The 18675-nt window shown below is 35.4% G+C and carries 15 protein-coding genes and 1 pseudogene; 10 read left to right on the top strand and 6 right to left on the bottom strand.

What is annotated here, in order from left to right; translation table 11 throughout:
* Window positions 1-274 precede the first annotated feature (274 nt).
* Together F6K23_RS04185 and F6K23_RS04180 are read right to left on the bottom strand one after the other, a co-directional pair.
* Entirely contained in the window at window positions 275-994 is a 720-nt protein-coding gene (locus tag F6K23_RS04185) for a hypothetical protein (RefSeq protein WP_293150960.1), read from the bottom strand.
* 258 nt (window positions 995-1252) lie between these two features.
* Window positions 1253-2206: an N-acetylglucosamine kinase gene (locus F6K23_RS04180; RefSeq protein ID WP_293150957.1), complete on the bottom strand. Its 954-nt coding sequence runs from the start codon at window positions 2204-2206 to the stop codon at window positions 1253-1255.
* A gap of 934 nt (window positions 2207-3140) precedes the next feature.
* Here F6K23_RS04180 and F6K23_RS04175 point away from each other — a divergent pair.
* On the top strand, window positions 3141-4040 hold the full coding sequence (locus F6K23_RS04175; protein ID WP_293150954.1) for a hypothetical protein: 900 nt from the start codon (window positions 3141-3143) through the stop codon (window positions 4038-4040).
* 62 nt (window positions 4041-4102) lie between these two features.
* Entirely contained in the window at window positions 4103-5185 is a 1083-nt protein-coding gene (locus F6K23_RS04170; RefSeq protein WP_293150951.1) for an LLM class flavin-dependent oxidoreductase, read from the top strand.
* Between the two features lie 573 nt (window positions 5186-5758).
* On the opposite strand, the gene F6K23_RS04165 is transcribed toward F6K23_RS04170, so the two are convergent.
* Window positions 5759-5992 (bottom strand): hypothetical protein, encoded by a 234-nt coding sequence (locus F6K23_RS04165; protein WP_293150948.1) that lies wholly within the window; start codon window positions 5990-5992, stop codon window positions 5759-5761.
* A 135-nt stretch (window positions 5993-6127) separates the two neighbouring features.
* On the opposite strand from F6K23_RS04165, the gene F6K23_RS04160 reads away from it, so the two are divergent.
* Entirely contained in the window at window positions 6128-7330 is a 1203-nt protein-coding gene (locus F6K23_RS04160) for an RNA-guided endonuclease TnpB family protein (RefSeq protein ID WP_293150946.1), read from the top strand.
* Between the two features lie 14 nt (window positions 7331-7344).
* Here F6K23_RS04160 and F6K23_RS04155 read toward each other — a convergent pair whose 3' ends face one another.
* Both F6K23_RS04155 and F6K23_RS04150 read right to left on the bottom strand, forming a co-directional pair.
* On the bottom strand, window positions 7345-7521 hold the full coding sequence (locus F6K23_RS04155) for a hypothetical protein (RefSeq protein WP_293150943.1): 177 nt from the start codon (window positions 7519-7521) through the stop codon (window positions 7345-7347).
* Between the two features lie 965 nt (window positions 7522-8486).
* Complete coding sequence (locus tag F6K23_RS04150; protein WP_293151053.1) at window positions 8487-9401, bottom strand: S1 RNA-binding domain-containing protein; 915 nt, start codon at window positions 9399-9401, stop codon at window positions 8487-8489.
* 228 nt (window positions 9402-9629) lie between these two features.
* Between F6K23_RS04150 and F6K23_RS04145 the strand changes: the two genes are divergently transcribed.
* The 3 genes and pseudogenes from F6K23_RS04145 to F6K23_RS42785 all read left to right on the top strand — a co-directional run bounded on the left by F6K23_RS04145 (window position 9630) and on the right by F6K23_RS42785 (window position 10932).
* The gene (locus tag F6K23_RS04145) at window positions 9630-10313 is read left to right on the top strand and encodes a transposase (protein ID WP_293150940.1); all 684 of its coding nucleotides are present in this window, start codon (window positions 9630-9632) and stop codon (window positions 10311-10313) included.
* A 73-nt stretch (window positions 10314-10386) separates the two neighbouring features.
* Window positions 10387-10620 (top strand): annotated as a pseudogene (locus tag F6K23_RS42790) (IS200/IS605 family accessory protein TnpB-related protein); the annotation flags it as partial.
* A gap of 6 nt (window positions 10621-10626) precedes the next feature.
* Window positions 10627-10932, top strand: coding sequence for a hypothetical protein (locus F6K23_RS42785; RefSeq protein ID WP_375340728.1), 306 nt, complete (start codon window positions 10627-10629; stop codon window positions 10930-10932).
* 375 nt (window positions 10933-11307) lie between these two features.
* Here the strand turns inward: F6K23_RS42785 and F6K23_RS04135 are convergent, their stop codons facing one another.
* Window positions 11308-12045 carry a dienelactone hydrolase family protein gene (locus F6K23_RS04135; protein ID WP_293150937.1) on the bottom strand — a complete coding sequence of 246 codons (738 nt, stop codon included), beginning with the start codon at window positions 12043-12045 and terminating at the stop codon, window positions 11308-11310.
* Between the two features lie 814 nt (window positions 12046-12859).
* Here F6K23_RS04135 and F6K23_RS04130 point away from each other — a divergent pair.
* From F6K23_RS04130 to F6K23_RS04115, 4 genes are all read left to right on the top strand, one after another.
* Window positions 12860-13189 (top strand): zinc ribbon domain-containing protein, encoded by a 330-nt coding sequence (locus tag F6K23_RS04130; protein WP_293150934.1) that lies wholly within the window; start codon window positions 12860-12862, stop codon window positions 13187-13189.
* A 332-nt stretch (window positions 13190-13521) separates the two neighbouring features.
* On the top strand, window positions 13522-14505 hold the full coding sequence (locus F6K23_RS04125; RefSeq protein WP_293150931.1) for a GntR family transcriptional regulator: 984 nt from the start codon (window positions 13522-13524) through the stop codon (window positions 14503-14505).
* A 536-nt stretch (window positions 14506-15041) separates the two neighbouring features.
* Window positions 15042-15695 (top strand): nitroreductase family protein, encoded by a 654-nt coding sequence (locus tag F6K23_RS04120; protein WP_293150928.1) that lies wholly within the window; start codon window positions 15042-15044, stop codon window positions 15693-15695.
* Between the two features lie 500 nt (window positions 15696-16195).
* Window positions 16196-18127: a hypothetical protein gene (locus F6K23_RS04115; protein WP_293150925.1), complete on the top strand. Its 1932-nt coding sequence runs from the start codon at window positions 16196-16198 to the stop codon at window positions 18125-18127.
* Window positions 18128-18675 lie beyond the last annotated feature (548 nt).

Below are 18675 nucleotides of genomic sequence, written 5' to 3'. Positions count from 1 at the left end.
TCTCTTGGTCGATTGGATATGGCGAGGGAACCTCGCCATCCCACCCAACGGGGAAGCTCCGGAGTGATTTTTTCCCTGTATTTAGCGACAACTCTAATATAATGAAGAATAGAGAGATATCTTCTGTATAGATAGGATCGGCCTTTGAATCACTCAATTATCGGGAATTGATCTCAATCAAGTTGCATAAGGCTAATGCACATTGAATCTAGTATAACTACCACTCATGCCATCTGGATGAATATTTGCAATAAATCTTGATTCTGTATGTAAATTAACGCAATGCAAAATCAGACCGTAATCTCAAGTCTAAATCTTCCTCTGGATAAATCACGACTACCTCCGCTTTTTCCCGACCCAATAATACTCCAGCTAAAGCACCCAACCCAGCACCAGCTAATACTCTTTCTGTGGCAATTACTTTATCCCCAGTAATGCCTGATAGTAAAGTAGCAGCAGCACCACCCACAGCGGCACCCTTCAAAATATCTCCAGCATCGGCACCCTTTGTGATTTTTTCAGTATCAGTAACCACCCTAGAAATAGCATCAAAACGAAACCTTCTGCGACCGCGGATAATTAACTGTTCGGCAAAAAATTGAGTACCATCTGAAACAGGTTGTAGTTGACCTTCTATTAGACTGCCAAAGGGTATAATTACTCTTCCTTGAACATCTCGAATATCTTGTGCTACTGTTAGCCTTAATCTCATAGATTCATCTGGACTCAGGACTACTTTTTCTGCTTCCTCATATTCCACAGGGATAAGTGTTCCTGCTGGTATTCCTGCTACAGAAAATGGTCTTCGTTGGTTGTTTGGAATTTGCCTTTGTTGGTTGTTTGGAATTTGACTTTGTTGGTTCCCAAGAAACGTTCTTCGCCGATAAAATTGAGCCATAGCAGGGTTTGAAATTAGAGGTGTTGCTGTGGCTAATGTCATACCTAAAGCTAATAATAAAGATGTTCCAAAACGGCTTTTTTTTGAATTAAACATAGGTAATATTCTCCAAATAGAAAATTTTCAGTAGTGTCATAAATATCTGATTAGATATATAGCAGGGAACAGGGAACAGGGAACAGGGAACAGGGAACAGTTAGAAAAACATTTCCTAGTATTCGATTCATTATCAGTAATTCTCCTCACCAATTTTTTCTTAGCTATAGCAGTGCAACCTCAGCTATTTAAATTTTTAAGTCACGGAAAATTACTAAAATTTTTATATAACAAGACTTTGAATTCCCTGTTCTTTGCCTACATAGCAATAGCTTTCAAGGCTAAAATTCCTGCACCATAAGCAGGTTGATGTCTAGGCCAGATAATTTTCGCAGCAGGAGCGACCGCTATGATAGAATCTTCAAATTTACCGCGAAAATTAATCATACTCTTCCAGACATTTCCAATAGTAACAACCTCAAAAGTTTCGTGAGGCTGAAATAAGGTAGATATCACAATTTTTGTAGCTATGCTTAACTCCTCTACAGCATCGTTGATAATTTTTTTAGCAACCTTATCTCCCTTATCTGCGGCTGCGGAGACAATAGGAGCAAGTGCTGCTATCTGTGTTGGACTCCATCCACGACGATAGACTACTTCTATTAGACCTTCAATATTTGTTAGGCCCAGGTATGCTTGAAAATCTGTAATTAGAGTTGTTGCTAATTCACGTCCATCATAACTTTTCAAAGCTGCTTGTAAACCCCGAATAGCTATATTATAACCACTACCTTCGTCTCCTAATAGATAGCCCCAACCACCAACTCGTTTAGTTAACCCCTGACTATTTTGGCCGAATACTTGAGAACCTGTACCTGCCATAGCAACAATACCTACGGAATGGCCAATACCACCAACCAGAGCGATCGGGCTATCGCTACAAATAATTATTGTATTTGGCTGCAATGCCCATTTTATCGGAATATTAGTAATAATTTCTTGGAGGAAATTTTCTACTACTCGAACGTCTTCAGGTCTTCCCACTCCTGCTAAACCAAGACAAATTCCAGAAATTGGTTGATGGCTATTACTGTTAGTAACGGCTTGAGTAATAGCTGTTTGAATCGATTTTTTTGCCACTTCAATTCCCACACTCTGATAATTTGACGGACCGCTTTTGCTACAACCAAGAACTTGATAATTTTCATCCATTAAAACGGCTTCTGTTTTGGTGCCACCGCCATCAATTCCTAAAACATTCACTTTTTTCATGTTATTCTATATATGATAATTACTATTATTATTAGACATATCCTTAACGAAGTCACAAGTCTGAAGTCAGAAATCAAAAGTTAGTTATATATAACGGGGATTTGAGCTTCGCTCCAAAAATATTACGCTTTAAAAGGCGAGGTTTTAGACACATATTATTTTGATAAAATAGGGAACATAAAACAATAAATAGTATAATCAATTGATAATTCATGGATAATAATTGATTTTATTTTTAATTTTTTGATAATTATATTTATCTAATTTGGAGGCAGGAAAAACTTTAATATCAAATTATTATAATCAGACAAAAATTATCACAAGTAGTCATTTCAGTTATCAGTTATCAGTTATCAGTACCTCTCTCTGCCTGTTTGCGCAGCATTCCGCAGGAAAGTTAGAGGCTTGAAATATTGAACTTTAATTTCTCTTAGCCGATTGGATATGGTTAGGTAATCCATCCATCTCTCGACCGCTTTTTCATACCCTTGAAAGGGGAAGCTTGAAACCTTATTTTTTTGTCAAAATAAATTTATTTGTAAGCATTCAGCTATTAGCATTCAGCTATCAGCAATAAGACTCTTTCATATAAGACAGTGTTTAAATTAATATAGGCTTTAAGGGCAAGGGGGGTAACTTTTGTAGTAAGATAATTAATAAAGTTTTTATCCTAAACTAAAAGTAATAGCTGATAGCTGATGGCTGACGGCTGAATGCTTAGATTTATTTTTTATTCAACTTGACAGGAATGAAATGTAAAAGTTAGTATCAAAAGTGATGAAGCAGGTGATATAGGGTTTCTCAGCCTAATGAGGTACACCTATTTTTATTTGTATTCTGTTCCCTATTTCCTGTGCCTTAAAACCAACGAATGACGGTAAATCAACAGCATGGGAATTGCTATATAACTAATAGTTGCATAGTTAAAAGTAACATGAATATTTATTTTGGACAAGATCGAACCTTCTGCGTTTCAACCATAGATGAAATTAATTTGTACCTCAAAATTCCTATTTTGGAAGGGCGATATATTATTAATTACTCTAACAAATTAGGAAAAAAATACAGGGAGCAAGGCTTTCATCTGGTAGAAACAAAATCACAATTAATAGGCGCTTCAACTGTACCGATAAAATATCCTCTAAACGAATTTGTATACAAAACATATTTAAGTTTGCTAGAGCTGACCCAAGACTGGAATTTATGTCGCATTTGGAATTATGTTCCCTACATTAATAATGAAAGTAGAGGTCTGGAAAACTATAAATCTTTCTGTCAAGGTAGATCCCTGGCATTTGAAAGTTTTTACGGGGCAAACTTTTCTGTAAAATTACCAGCAGGGACAGGTATAGGAATTGCTGATGACACCTATGCAATCTATTTTATTGCAGTTAAGGAAAATATTAGTAATGTGGAAAATCCCGAACAAGTTTCAGCCTACAAATACCCACCTCAGTATGGACCACGTTCGCCAAGTTTTGCCAGAGGAACTGTTATTAAATGCAATGGTAAACGTATTGGCTATTTGTCAGGAACAGCTAGCATCAAAGGACATGATTCTGTGGGCAAAGGCAATATGGAAAAACAGTTTGAAGTAACTCTAGATAACATGAAACTGGTGTTTGAAGGTATGGGTTTTAATCCAGGACTTCCAGACCCAATGCTTTACAATCGTGCCTTCACCATTTACCTCCGTCATCCTTCTGATTTGCCAGTTGTTCAACAGATGGTTAAGAAAAATTTCGCTGCTGCCGATAGACTTATCTATTTGCATTCAGATATATGTCGCTCAGAACTAGACATGGAAATTGAAGCCATCATTACTCAAAAGTAGCTACCATAACTACCCAGCAATTGAGCTACCCGATTTTATTCTTTATCAACTTTAAAAACAAAATGGAATTTGGTTTACAGTTTTTTCCCGATGTTAGCCCTCAACAGAAGTCAGGAGCGCAGTATTTTAACGAAGCCCTCCATTTGGTAAGTCTGTGCGACAAACTTAATTATACTAATGTTAGAATTGTCGAACACTACTTCCATCCATACGGCGGATATAGCCCTAATCCTATCGTTTTCCTCACAGCAGCATCCCAACGAACTCGAAAAGCTCGCTTGATTACCGGAGCAGTGTTGCCTGTCTTCAACAATCCACTTAAACTAGCTGGAGAAATTGGGATGTTAGATGCAATTTCCAACGGACGTCTCGAAGTTGGTTTTGCTCGTGCATTTTTGCCCCATGAATTTGCTAGATTTGGGATTGATTTAAACGAAAGTCGTGCCCGCTTTACGGAAGGGATGGAACAGGTACGTTGCCTTCTTGAAGCAGAAAATGTGAGTATGGAAGGTCAGTTTCACCGCTTTGAGAATGTTACTTCTTTGCCTCGTCCGACTCAAACTCCCCGCCCTCCCTTCTGGATAGCGTGTCTGGCTACTCCAGAATCTTTTGTGACTGCTGGTGAAAGGGGTTATGGAGTAATGGCAATTCCTTTAGCTGGTGGGAAAATGGCCGAGTTAATTAAGCTATATCGAGATGCCTGGAAATCTGCTGGTCATCCAGGCCAAGGTAAGGTAATGTTGGCTTTTCATATGTTCTGTGCGCCAACTGAGGAGCAGGCGATCGCCATTGCTCGTCAACCATTAAATAGGTATTTGAAATCTTTGGTAGAAGCTGCTTCTGATTGGGTAAAGGGTACTTGTTCGGTAGATTATCCAGGCTACGATAAAATTATTGCTTCACTACAGGAAGAAACTTTTGAATCTCAGATAGAAAAGGGAGCTGCTTGGATTGGTACCCCTGAAAAATTGCGCAAGACAATCGCTAGTTACTATGAACAGGTTGGAGGTTTTGAATTTGCATCTATGCAGGTCAACTTTAACACTATTTCAGTCGAAGATGCCACAACTTCTATGGAACTCTTTGCTAAAGAAGTGATGCCTCATTTTACTGAAAAGCAATTAGTCGGTAATAGTGTTGTTTGACTATTTTTTAGGGGGTTGGCGTTGCAAAGAAGTCATGCAGTAATAACTTAGTTAGTCTAGTAAAGTAGGATTTTATGAAATTATTTGCTGAAAAATTGTCTTGATAAAATTGATAATTTTCACTTCTTTTTCCTACCATTTCATATCGATAAAATTTTGACTATAAAAATTGCTAAATAAGTTTCAAAACTTATGATAACTGATAATTGAAATGACTCTTTACTACTTTTTAGAAAACTATCAAATAATTCGATATTAATTAAACTTATATTTAATTAATTAATATATTTAAAATTTAAACTAATTTTGACAAAAAAAGTTGAAATGAGCTATTGAGGGCCAAATTTTCGGGAAAAATCGCGATTTTGCCCCTGTATTCGCAATCTTTTCATAAACGCTGTAAGTCTTGATATGCAATAAATACAGGATTTTTGCTTCATAGCGAATTTTGATGTATATTGATAACAAGTCTGTCGCTCTGCGTAGGTGCTTATTAAAATAAAAAGACCATTGGTAAGTAGAAGTGCGATCGCGAAGCGGAATGGAATTCTATCGTGTCAGCGGAACGGAGTTCTATGGCAAAATAGCATTGATAAGATTGATGATTTTTCTTACCGAAAAATTCAGGTATAAAGCCTCTAAAATTACACGATGGCTAATTTCAGAGGGGCTTTCATTTGGATATTTTTGTTGTAGGCGTTGAATTTCAGTTTCAGCTTTGACAATATCTATCCGATCAACTATTTCTAACAGCTCTATTTTCAGAGCTTTTGTTAATGGTAACAATAATTGACTATTATTCACCATTTCAGTAACATATCCTAGGCTATGTGTTGTATTTACCAGAAAATTGGGTTTAAAGCCTCGCCCTTCTAGGGCGACTTTTTAGTTGATTTTATTTCAATAAATATGTTATCATGTTATTAGTTTAAAAGTCCGTTTATGAAAGCTAGATTTAAGTATCGTATCTATCCAACACCGGGACAAAAAAACAGATTAGCAAAGCTATTTGGTTGTGTTCGTGTGGTTTGGAATGATAGTCTAGCTTACTGCCAAGAAAAGTATACTCTTAGAGAAAAGAAACCCATTAATTCTGATCTACAAAAGCTTTTTATTACTCAAGCTAAAAAGACTGAAGAAAGAGAATGGTTGTCAGAGGTTTCTGCTATACCATTGCAGCAATCATTGAATGATTTAAACCAGGCTTATCAAAACTTCTTTCAATCAACTAAAGGTCAAAGAAAAGGTAAACCTGTTAAACCTCCTAAATTCAAAAGTAGAAAGTCAAAACAAACTGCAAGATTTACAAAAGGAGGTTTTAAAGTTGGTCAGCATAAAGTCTATTTAGCCAAAGTTGGAAAACTCAAGATAATTTGGTCAAGAGAGTTACCTGCTGCTCCATCATCAGTAACAGTAATTAAAGATTCAGCTCATAGATATTTCTTAAGTTTTGTAGTAGAAATACAACCAGAAATCTTACCTCAAACTGATAATTCAGTAGGTATAGATTTAGGTATCAAAACCTTTGCCACATTTAGCGATGGTACAAAAGTCGATGCTCCTAAACCACTCAAAAAACGTATTAAAAAATACCGCAAATTAAGTAAGTCATTATCTAAGAAAACTAAGGGGTCTAAAAGGTATGAAAAAGCACGGGCTAGAGTTGCTAAGTTCCATGCAAAACTGAAAGATACAAGGACAGATTTTCTGCATAAATTATCTACTAAAATAATTCGTGAAAACCAAACAGTTGTTTTAGAAGATTTAAACGTTTCTGGTATGGTTAAGAACCGCAAATTATCCAGAGCAATATCAGATTTAGGTTGGAGAACTTTCAGAACATTCCTAGAAGGAAAAGCAGAAAAATATGGTCGTGATTTTAGAGTAATTAGTCGTTGGGAGCCAACATCTCAAACCTGCTCATGCTGTGGGTTTAAAGGTGGAAAGTTAGACCTTCAGGTGCGAGAATGGGAGTGTCTAAGCTGTGGTGCAAAACACGATAGAGACGAGAATGCAGCAATAAATATATTAGTCGCGGGCGGGCAGTCCGAGACAAAAAACGGACGTGGAGGCAAGCGTAAGACTACTGCCAAAGTAGCAGCAGCCTGTGAGACGTTAACCCACCGAAGAGCTACGGCTCGGTAGGAATCTCCGCGCCTTCAGGCCGGAGAGGATGTCAAAGCTACACTACCAATAGCTTCACCAGCACCACAAGCTGCTTGAACTGTGGCGTTTCCGACTACTTGTGCTGCTCCTCTAACTGAACCAAATAATGACCCTAAAAAAGACGAATTTTGATTTGGAGTTTTTGATAAATCTGCGGAAGTTGTAGTCATCTTTAAACTGATCTTTTATGAATTTATATATCTAGAATAAGATGCACATTTGTCTGTTAACAATAGTGTATTTACTGAAGTTTTATAGCGTAATTTCCTATTATTTTCCGAAAAAATACTGACCTATTGATAATCTATAAATTTTTTTTTAAGTTCCCACAGTAGGATTATTTTTGAAAATTATTTATCTATGAAATTGTACTTAATAAAAAAAGACAATTATCCCTGATTTATTATGGCTAATAAAAAAACTTGTCTAATTAGTAAAGTAGGATTTGATGAAATTATTTGCTGAAAAATTGTCTTGATAAAATTGAGATTATTATCTCTTTTTCCTGCCATTTCATGTCTATAAAATCTTGACTATAAAAATTGCTGAATAAGTTTCAAAACTTATGATAACTGATAATTGAAATGACTCTTTACTACTTTTTACAAGACTATAAAATAATTTTATATTAATTAAACTTATATTTAATTGATTAAACTATTTGAAATTTAAACTAATTTTCACAAAAAAAGTTGAAAGTAGCTCTTGAAGGCCAAAAGTTAGGGAAAAATCGTGATTTTGCGCTTGTTTTAGCAATCTTTTCATAAACGCTACAAGTCTTGATATGCAATAAATACAGGATTTTTGCTTCCCAGGGAATTTTGATGTATATTGATAACAAGTCTGTCGCTCTGCGCAGGTGCTTATTAAAATGAAAAAGAGGATTAATGAGTGGGAGTGCGATCGCCTCAGCGAAACGTAGTTTTATCGCGTAGCAGAACGGAGTTCTATTGCATCAACGGATAAATTTGAGTTATAAAAATTGCTGAATAAGTGCCAAAACCTATTCAGCCATCCTGAAAAGTAATAGAAAAATTAAACCTATAGCTAAGAAAGAATTGATGAGAACATAGACTAATGAAAGACCTTAGACTAGGAAATATTTTTCCAACTATTCCCTATTCCCTATTCCCTGCTATTGTAATTGAGGTAAAGCCTTTCTCGCCCTTTCTGCACGAGCGTCTGCCGACTCCATCACTTCATCAATTTTTTCCAACATTTCCCCTGGATAATTTTCTAACACCTTAGTAGAAAGAGAAATGCGCTTTCGACCCTCATCCAAATCAACAATCATCGCCTTAACCAAATTACCCTGGGCAAAAATTGTTGATAAAGAATCAACCCGTTTTTGACTAACCTGGGTAATATGCAGCAAACCAGTTAAACCCTCTAAATCTACAAAAACACCAAAAGGTTTCACTCCAACAACCTTTCCTTCAACCAACTGACCAACAAGTAACTTACTAAAACCAGCAGATTGAGCGGCCAAACGCTGAGACATCACAATTTTCTTTTTTTCTTGGTCTAATTCCAAAAAATTGACAGTCAATACTTGGTCGATCAATGACTCCAAATTATCCTTTGCCAAAAGATGGGAGCGTGGAATAAAACCCCGCAAAGATTGTACATCCACCGTCACCCCACCTTTATTAGTACCAATTACTCGAACTTGGAAAGACTGACCACCTTCTTGTAATTCAATCAAATTCTCCCAAATTTGATTAATTTCTAGCTGCTTGATAGAAAGAAGCACTTCTCCTTCTGCATTTTGCTCGCGGATAATTAGGAAGTCCCGTTCTAGCTCTAATGGTAGTGCTTCCGATAAATCTTGTGTTACTCCCAAGAAAGCTTCTTGAATGGGTAAAAGAGCTAAAGACTTACCCCCTATATCAACATAGACACCTTCAGATTCATAACTATATATTTTTCCAGTTACTATTTGTCCTTTTTGAAATTCATAATTATATTGAGGTTGTTCGAGAGCTTTAGCAAAATCGTCCATGGAAAAGGACTGTTTACTTTCTTGAGAGCTAGTTGATTCGGGATTCATCATAAACTTTCGGTAAGTAGGAAACCAGGCCGTTTTTAACGGCTGGATGGAAACGATGCGACGGGTTTAAACCCGTAGTCACGCATATTGCAAATTTTGAATATTTTCGCTATAATATCGATTATACAGCGAAAACTAATTATGTATCTGACCCAAAAGAACAAAATCAGAAACCTGTCTAGCCAGGAGTTTAAAGCCTTAAAGCAATTGTGCAGATTGTCCAAGAATATGTACAACGTAGGACTTTACTCTGTGCGACAGTTTTATTTTGCTGAGGGCAGATATCTCAGATACGAGTCAAATTACCATTACTGCAAGGATAACGAAAATTATCAACTACTTCAAACCGATATTGCACAGCAAACTTTAAAAGTTGTAGATAGGTCTTTTAAATCATTTTTCAACTTCATCCAGAAAGCTCAGGAAAGTCTATATCGTTGGGAACAAATACCAATACCTAGATACCTTAAAAAATCAGGATATTTTCCTTTAATCATACCTCGAATTCAGGTAAAAAATGGGTATTTTAATATTCCAATGTCAAGAAAATTTAAGACTGAATATGGTGCTGTTAAAATCCCTTTTCCTCAAAGATTGATGGGTAAAAATCTCAAGGAAGTTCGGATAATTCCTAGATATGATGCGAGGTTTTTTGAAGTAGAATTTATTACTGAAGAAGAACCACAGAAAGTAGTAAAATCTGACAATGCACTAGCAATAGACCTTGGTTTAGATAATCTAGCAACTTGTGTATCAAATACTGGGTCATCGTTCATTTTGGACGGTAGAAAGCTAAAATCAATCAACCAGTGGTACAACAAGGAAAATTCTAGATTGCAGTCATTAAAAGATAGACAAGGCATCAAAGGTTTAATCAAAAAGCAAATTAGCAGTATTTTCAACAATGAATAATGAATAATGAATAATGAATAATTACCTCTCCTTGAAAAGAAGAGGATTGACAAAGAGATGAAAATTTTTTTTTATTATCCCCTTAAAAGGGGAGGCTTTAAACCACAATTTTTCGGTAAATCGGAACAATAAAATTAGAGATTACCTGAATAAAGCAGCGAGATATTTAATTAACTGGTGTAGAGAAAACAAAATATCTACTATTGTTGTAGGTGTAAATCCAGGAATAAAACAAAGTATCAATTTAGGTAAAAAAACAAATCAAAAGTTTGTGCAAATACCACACAACATTTTTAGATTCAAACTAAAAGCTATGTGTGATAGGTATGGGTTAATTTACACTGAACTTGAAGAGTCTTATACTTCCAAGGCTAGTTTTTTAGATAGAGATAAAATACCTGTTGACAATGCTGATAACCCGAGTGAATATAGTTTTAGTGGCCAACGAATTCAACGTGGTTTGTATAAAACTAAGCAAGGAAAATTGATAAATGCGGACTGTAATGGTGCTGCAAATATTGGAGTCAAAAGTAAGCTGAATGGGTTTACCCCAGACAGATTAGAGGCATCTTTGGCGATGCCATTAAGGGTAAAATTTGACGTGGCTTTAGCCTGTTAAATTTGTTACCCTTAAGAATCCACGCGGATTTATCCCACGGAGTGTCAAATACGGCAAAAAAAACACTAGTGCAGGATGGCGGAAATAACTGACCAGTTACAAAATCCCAAAACAATTACAAATCAAAAATGATTGACTGTCAGATGTGCGTCTTACATTCTGGAGGGGCTGTGTGCGGAATTACTTCCGCACAGTAGGCGCCCCGTAGGACACCTCGCCAATTAGCACTCGATGCATGAATTTTGACTTTTAACTTCCGCGTAGCAGCACTAGACTACTTCAATATAGCTAATCTTTGGGGCATTGTTAGAAAAATAACCTATAGCAAAAGTTAAAAGTCAAAAGTTAAATTATTACTTTATATAGCTTTTTTCTTTACAATTCTTGATTAAAAAGTTGCTTTGTCTTGACCCAAGCATCAGCAGTAGCTTCAGCATTATAACTACTACGATGGTCACAAAAGAAACCATGGTCTGCTTGATAACGAAATACCTGGTGCTTAATTTGATGTTTCTGTAATTCTGTTTCTATTTGGTCTACCTGTTCTATGGGAATTAAAGGATCTTCTGTGCCAAAGAAGCAGTAAATAGTACCACTAATTTTCGGAGTTAGAGTAATAGTAGGTTCACCACCACCGGGAGTACTAGTGGCAATACCAGCTCCATAGAAAGAGGCAGTTGCTTGAATTTCTGGTAAAGTTGCTGCTAAATAGCTCACATGGCCTCCGAAACAGAAACCAATACAACCAAACTTGTCTGCTTTAACAGTAGGTAGGGTTTTGAGATAATTTATAGTAGCTTGAATATCACTTAGTAGTTCTGAGGCTTTGGTTTGTTCTTTATACTTGCGACCCAGTTTGACATTTTCCTCAGTATAGCCCACTTCAAAACCAGGAGCTTGACGTTGGTAGATTGAGGGAGCGATCGCTACATAACCTTCTTTGGCAAATTTTTCTGTTACTTCTCGAATATGGGCATTGACCCCAAATATTTCTTGAATTACTACTACTGCTGGAAATAGATTTTCTTCTACTGGTTGTGCTAGATAAGAAGCTATTTCTAGGTCTCTGTTGGGAACTTGAATATGGGCTGTACGGATTTCTAATTCTGTCATCTTTCCGGCGACGGGAGACCCGCCGTATAATTTACAATTTGTGATCAGGAGGAATCTCCTCCCTCTTTTTTGGAGATGTCTGCTGAAACTATTTCTGTATCAGTATTGCAACAACTTTTAAGTTAATTATCCCCCCGCTTGTGCTATGGGTTAATTGTGCCATGGCAAGACTTTTTGAAGAGGAGCGAATCACCGAATCCTGACCCAAACTCCCTCAAAAATACAAATCATAAAGAGCATCGAGAACATTCCCATCCCTGATATTACCCAAGGGTAGTGAGTTCCAAGTCTTCATTGCTTCTGGGTAGATTATTTGAAGATTCCAAATTTAGTTTCAACTCCAGTTATAAACGTCGTTCGCTGCTAAAAAGCTTTTCCAGTTTCTATTGGGAACAAAACAGATGTCTTATAAATACTTGTTCTCTGGTTTGTTATTTGCCTGAATTATCAAGACAGGCCAAATTACTACAACCAGAAAAAGCAATTACCACAGCTGAAAAGGGATTTAGTAGAAGTAAAAAATTCAGGTGAATATCTGGATTTTTCTCAGGTTTACTCAACAGTTTTGCAGGATGTCTGTCAAAGAGTAGAAGGAATATTTTCTAGATTTGTAGCGGGTGATAATAATGGCAAAAGAAGCGTTCAACAATTAATAATTAATTATTAATTATTAATTATTACCCCTCCTTGAAAAGAAGAGGTAATTATTCATTATTTATTATTCATTATTCATTGTTTAACTAATGGTCAATCGTCTAAGTCTGGGTTAAATAAATCCTAGCAAGATACTGCATTTGGTCAATTCTTTGAAGTGTTGGGTCAGGTAGCTACAAAAGCAAACGCCAGTGTTATTGAAGTTAAACAAAATTATACATCTCAATTACTTTCTTATGAAGATGAAATAGTGTTTACAGATTGCAGTATCAGAGAATATTTTGATGAAAAATTACAGTTGAAAATTGATAGAGATATAAACACTGCCATCAATTTGAAAGGAGTCGTGCTGGACTTGTTGCCGACGATAAACCGCCGTAAAAACAAAGTGGTTATTATAAAGTCAAAAACTCCTTCTATTTCTAAGGAAGTTCTGACTGTCTTTAAAAGCCATGAGAAAAATACACAGACGCATTATCTTTCTGTGTAGGTAAGTTAGAGATTGATATACTACCGAAGTTCGCTTACGCTACAACACGGGATTCACTAACATCGCTGATAGGGCTTTTCTGCTTTATAGCACCTGCCTCCAAGGCCTAACCTCTTTTCGGCCTAAAGGCACGCTCCAAAGTACGTCGCCAATGCGACGGCTCCCCTAGAAACTGCTAGCCCAGCAGCTTTATTATTAGGTTTAATATAGCATATTATTTTAATAACTGCAACATTGATTGGTTTTCCTCCCGACGCTCCCCTTCGGGAGAGCACAGGTCTCCAAGCAACGTTGAGATGAAAATTTATTTCTGAGCAGCAGTTTTTTCTACTATGGTTAATTTTCAGATTAAAGCAGATAGTGATATTCCTGCATCAAACCAATTATTTAATCAAATTCGGTTTGCCATCGCTTCCCGAAAGTTTCCTCCTGGCCATCGACTACCTAGTACCCGACAACTAGCGATGCAAACTGGTTTACATCGCAACACAATAAGTAAGGTATATCGTCAACTTGAAGATATTGGTCTTGTGGAAGCTCAAGCAGGTTCAGGTATTTATGTCAGAGCACAGGGAAATGAGGGAGGGCCAAAGTTACAATCTCCTATTTATGAAAAGTATCCTCATGCCAGTAATATAGTCAAGGGTGGCTTAGATGAATTACTGTCCCAAGGCTGTAGTCTGAATGAAGCTAGAGAAATGTTCCTCACTGAGATTGACTGGCGACTGCGTTGTAGTGCCAGGGTATTAGTTACAGCTCCCTCCAATGATATTGGTATTGGACAGTTAATGGCTAAAGAGTTGGAACAAGCTCTTAATATTTCTGTGCAAGTAGTTCCTTTAGAAGAACTGGGTAGATTTATAGATGAAGTATCTTCTGGAACAGTTGTCACAAGTCGATATTTCATTGGGAAAGCTGAAAAAATAGCTGCTCCTAAATCTGTACGAGTCATTCCAATTGATATATATGATTATGCTGAAGAATTTAAATTGGTCAATAATTTATCTCAGGGAAGTTACTTTGGTATAGTTAGTCTCAGTTTTGGTCTACTAAAAGCTGCAGAAGTAATTATTTACAGCTTGCGTGGAAATGACGTAAATGTAATGACTGCTCAACAGGAAGAAACCCACAAAATTGATGCTATGGTGCGGGCAGCTAAAATAATTATTTGTGACAAATTTAGTGATGCTAAAGTTAGAGCTGCTGTACAAAAAAACAGAGCAGATATTATTCGCCCGCCACAAATTATCTGCTTTGAAAATTACATTGGTACAGAGTCAATTAATTTATTGAAACGAGAGTTGGGTTTGGTATAGTTACTGCTAAAGATTATGCAATATGAAGAACAATTAGATAAAATTAATATTAATTTATTCCCTATTTCCAATGTTTATGCTGCTATAACTTTATATGATATTTTCAAATATTGTGAAGCCTAATAGTAAGCATTTAGCAGTCAGCTAGCCTCCTATGGTCGGAACTTTCCTAGGTCATGCTACGCAAACGTTAACAGCTATTAGTTATTAACTTATTATCTGAGAAGGAGAATTCAAAATTATCTTTATGCAGCATTCCGCAGGAAATAAAAAGGTAACAAGCTAACCTTAGTAAGTCCTGTGCATTCATACATCTGGCAAACGTAGCATGACAAACGGAAATGCTGTTTGCGGAGCATTCCGTAGGAAATGCTTACGCCTAATAATTGCTGAATATAGCAGCACTAAAAAATCTCTATAACTATAATTTCCTCCTATTCCATTTTTCTATCAATCTTAGTTTCACACTTTAAAATAGAAAAACTATAGTTCAATCAGAAATAAAAAAATCCAACTACAAATTATATTTTGATTTTATGGAACCAAGCATTAATTTAAAGCAAGCTATTGAGAAGCGTCGCTCTGCTCGTGCATTTAGTAAAAATTCAATTCCTAATGTAATCCTAGAAGAAATTTTACGTCTAGGTATGATGGCTCCCTCTGGTTTTAATTTACAACCTTGGCGTTTTATTGTGGTTAAGAAACAGGAGAATAAAGAACGACTTAAGGCTTGTGCTTTTAATCAACGTCAGGTAGGAGAAGCTCCTGTAGTTTTAATTTGTTGCGGAGATCGCCATGTATCTAAACCAGAGTATATAGAATCTATAATTGAGTTGGGCAAAGAGCATGAAGCTATCAATGATACTTATGCAGATTATATGCGAAATTCAATTCCTAAAATGTTTGAAAGTCCTCCTTCTTTTGGGTCTATGGAAGCTTGGATAAATAGGCAAATAATGTTAGCAGTAGCTCAAATTATGCTCGTTTCTAGTAGTTTTGGGGTTGATAGTTGTCCTCTCGAAGGATTTATTACATCTCAAGTTAAAGAAGCATTTAATATTCCAGAGCAAGTAGATGTTTGCTGTCTATTAGCTATGGGTTATGCTGCTGAACCATTTAAAAAATATGGTGGACGTCTTTCTTTGAGTCAGGTTTGTTTTCAAGAAACCTATGGGCAGGATTTTGTATGATCGACAAATTATACTAATTTTATCTGACAAAAAAGATGCTACAAAACTGTGTTTCTCTGGAATAGGCATTTTGAGCAAATATTTATCCGAATGGTTTGATTAATACCAATTTCATAAAATATTGCGATGGTCACGAACAGGGAACAGGTAATAGGGAACAGGAAAAGAAAAACATAATAAAAAAGAGGAAAAAAGATTGAATTTTCATAATTTATGTAATTTATATTTTTTTATTGTAGGAATAAATCACAAATTCAGATGTAACTACCTTTTTTGGAATTTGGTATAATAATTTATTTATTATGCAGGATTGTTGATTTAATGACAACATCCAAAAATATAATAGACATCTCCAATAATAAAAAATACAATCAATTATTGCACAGAAATTATCAATTATTTCTTCCTACTACCTACTCCCTCTTTTCGGGAGAGGTATAATTATTCAAGTAATAAATACAGCAAACCCTAATTAAAAAAATCAAAATTTTAACTAGAAAATGAAAACAGCAATTAGAAATATTAATACTCAGATATTAGAGGATAATTTACAAAAAAGCTGGCAATCTTTGAGAAATTTCAATGATGCTTGTAAAATTCAATGTGACTTAAAAGCTGGAACATTATTAGTGATTTGTGAACATCCAGCAAATTTAGTGATAGATCGAGAAAAAACAATTTCTGAGTTAAAAGGTATAGTTCAAAAACAACAACTAGAATCTATTGAAAAAGTAGGTATTTGTTTGAATGTTATTGGTCATATATATCCTTATGCTTATCATTCATTTTTTACAAAAAGTCGGCAAGAAGAGTCTACATTAACTTTTTTGCCGAGATGGGTAAATGGAGATATGGGCGATCGAGTAAAAATTACATCAGAATTTTTAGATTCTTTAGATAATCCATTTGATTTAAATGATTTAGAACAGATATCTATTAGATTAGAGTCTGAGCTAAACACTAATGTCGATCAAGAGTATATTCCTGGAAAGAAAAGTCAAAACTCAGATATTAAAATTACTTCAAAATTACTGGATGATTTAGATAACCCTTTTGATGCGGAAGGATTAGATATATCTCCTAAAAAATCAAGAATAAAAGCAAAACATTCTAATTATGTAGAACAAAAATCAACTGTTAACTTAAGTACCTTCTCTAAAGTAGAATTTCTCAGCGCCAGTTTAAGTTTGACAATTTTAATAGGCTGTTTTTATGCAATAACTCAACCCTGTGTTATTGGAAAATGTATGATTGTACCCACAGCGAGAGAGTTAAATCAGCAATCATTAGAAACAATTAAAAATTTTCAAAACTCTCTAGCTCCAAAGCAAGCAAAAGAAAAGTTAGAAAAAGCAGTTCAAGATTTAAACAAAATTCCATTTTGGTCAATACATTATCTAGAGTCACAACATTTAAAATCTACTTATAAAGCAGAAATTAAACATTTGGAAAATATTCAGAAAGCTTTATTCAAAGGTCAACAAGCAGCTCAAAATAGTAAAACTTTGCCACTAAAAGTAGAAGATTGGATAGAAATTCAATCACTTTGGCAAAATGCAATTGTCTTACTAGAAAAAGTACCAGGAGATAGTAGTGCTTATCCTTTTGCCAAGAAGAAACTACAGCAATATCGTAAATATTTAGTAGCAATTAAAGGTAGATTAACAACAGAAGAAGTGGCAGATAAAAAATTAATTGCTGCCAAAAAATCAGCTCAGTTAGCAAATACTAGAGAAGTAGTAGCTCAGTTTCCTGAAAGCTGGAAAAGTGTATATTCAAGTTGGGCAGATGCCTTGGAGAAAATGTCTTCTATTCCCCCACAAACAACTGCCTATTTAGAAGCTAAAAATTTACTCCCTCAGTATGAACAAAAACTTCAGTTAGCTGAGGAACGTAGAATTATAGAACAAATTGGTGAAGAATATTATAATCAAGCTATTAGTTATGCGAAACAAGCTGAAGTTTTTGAGACAAAAGATAATTGGCAAGAGGCTGTGAGGTATTGGCAAAATGCTCTAAATTCTGCTGAAGAAGTACCTACTACTTCTAGTTATTTTTCTAAGGCAAAACCTCTCATTAAATCTTATAAAACTATTCTCAAAATAGCGCAAGCTAACCAGAGATTTTTGGATACTATCGCTAAAGCTCGTCAAGATTTAAATAAAACTTGTAAAGGAACACCGAAAATTTGTGAATATAGTATTACGAAAGATTTAATTACTGTACGTTTAACTTCTGATTATGTGGATAAAATCAAGAAAACAGCTCAGGATTTAAAAAGTAATAAAGATCAAAAGAGTTTAACTCAACTAGAAAAACATTTGAAAACTTTACAGGTAGCTTTGAAGGCTATTAGTAATAATGCCAAGATTCCTTTAGAAGTTTATAACCCACAAGGTTTAAAGGTTGCTGCTCATATTCCTAATAGTTGAAGTAGGGAAGTGAGGGAGTAGGGGAGTAGGGGAGTAGAGGAGTGTTGGTAATTAACATCATACTTTTAGAGCGAGAATTTAGTGAAGATAAAAGTCTTAAATATCAGAAAATTGCTACTTTTTGAAAGTCTAAATAGGGTGATTTATTTCAGAAGCGATCGCTCAATTGGATAATTTTTCTAATTTTCTATTTTCATAATGATAATATCCTACAGATATAAATTGATTTTTCTTGATTTTCCTAAAAACAAAAAACTTCTATTTCCTTAGAAGATTAAGCCATCAGAAAACCCTTTGGATAGTAATAATACCAAAATTCCTTTAGAGGTTTATCACCCACAAGGTTTAAAAGTTGCTGCTCATATTCCTAATAGTTGAAGTAGGGAAGTGAGAGAGTAGGGGAGTAGGGGAGTAGGGGAATGTTAACAATTAACATCATACTTTTGGAGCGAGAATTTAGTGAAGATAAAAGTCTTAAATATCAGAAAATTGCTACTTTTTGAAAGTCTAAATAGGGTGATTTATTTCAGAAGCGATCGCTCAATTGG

Origin of the sequence: Okeania sp. SIO2C9, assembly GCF_010672455.1 — a bacterium.
GTDB lineage: Bacteria > Cyanobacteriota > Cyanobacteriia > Cyanobacteriales > Microcoleaceae > Okeania.
Note: the sequence above shows the minus strand (reverse complement) of the source record. Positions and strands in the feature narration are given on the sequence as shown.

Excerpts from the sequence above, each read along its gene's own strand:
- F6K23_RS04115 (WP_293150925.1), top strand. The coding sequence starts at position 16,196 with ATGAAAACAGCAATTAGAAATATTAATACTCAGATATTAGAGGATAAT.
- F6K23_RS42785 (WP_375340728.1), top strand. The coding sequence starts at position 10,627 with ATGTGTGATAGGTATGGGTTAATTTACACTGAACTTGAAGAGTCTTAT.
- F6K23_RS04120 (WP_293150928.1), top strand. The coding sequence starts at position 15,042 with ATGGAACCAAGCATTAATTTAAAGCAAGCTATTGAGAAGCGTCGCTCT.
- F6K23_RS04165 (WP_293150948.1), bottom strand. The coding sequence starts at position 5,992 with ATGGTGAATAATAGTCAATTATTGTTACCATTAACAAAAGCTCTGAAA.
- F6K23_RS04135 (WP_293150937.1), bottom strand. The coding sequence starts at position 12,045 with ATGACAGAATTAGAAATCCGTACAGCCCATATTCAAGTTCCCAACAGA.
- F6K23_RS04175 (WP_293150954.1), top strand. The coding sequence starts at position 3,141 with ATGAATATTTATTTTGGACAAGATCGAACCTTCTGCGTTTCAACCATA.
- F6K23_RS04150 (WP_293151053.1), bottom strand. The coding sequence starts at position 9,401 with ATGAATCCCGAATCAACTAGCTCTCAAGAAAGTAAACAGTCCTTTTCC.
- F6K23_RS04185 (WP_293150960.1), bottom strand. The coding sequence starts at position 994 with ATGTTTAATTCAAAAAAAAGCCGTTTTGGAACATCTTTATTATTAGCT.
- F6K23_RS04170 (WP_293150951.1), top strand. The coding sequence starts at position 4,103 with ATGGAATTTGGTTTACAGTTTTTTCCCGATGTTAGCCCTCAACAGAAG.
- F6K23_RS04180 (WP_293150957.1), bottom strand. The coding sequence starts at position 2,206 with ATGAAAAAAGTGAATGTTTTAGGAATTGATGGCGGTGGCACCAAAACA.
- F6K23_RS04125 (WP_293150931.1), top strand. The coding sequence starts at position 13,522 with ATGGTTAATTTTCAGATTAAAGCAGATAGTGATATTCCTGCATCAAAC.
- F6K23_RS04155 (WP_293150943.1), bottom strand. The coding sequence starts at position 7,521 with ATGACTACAACTTCCGCAGATTTATCAAAAACTCCAAATCAAAATTCG.
- F6K23_RS04160 (WP_293150946.1), top strand. The coding sequence starts at position 6,128 with ATGAAAGCTAGATTTAAGTATCGTATCTATCCAACACCGGGACAAAAA.
- F6K23_RS04145 (WP_293150940.1), top strand. The coding sequence starts at position 9,630 with ATGTACAACGTAGGACTTTACTCTGTGCGACAGTTTTATTTTGCTGAG.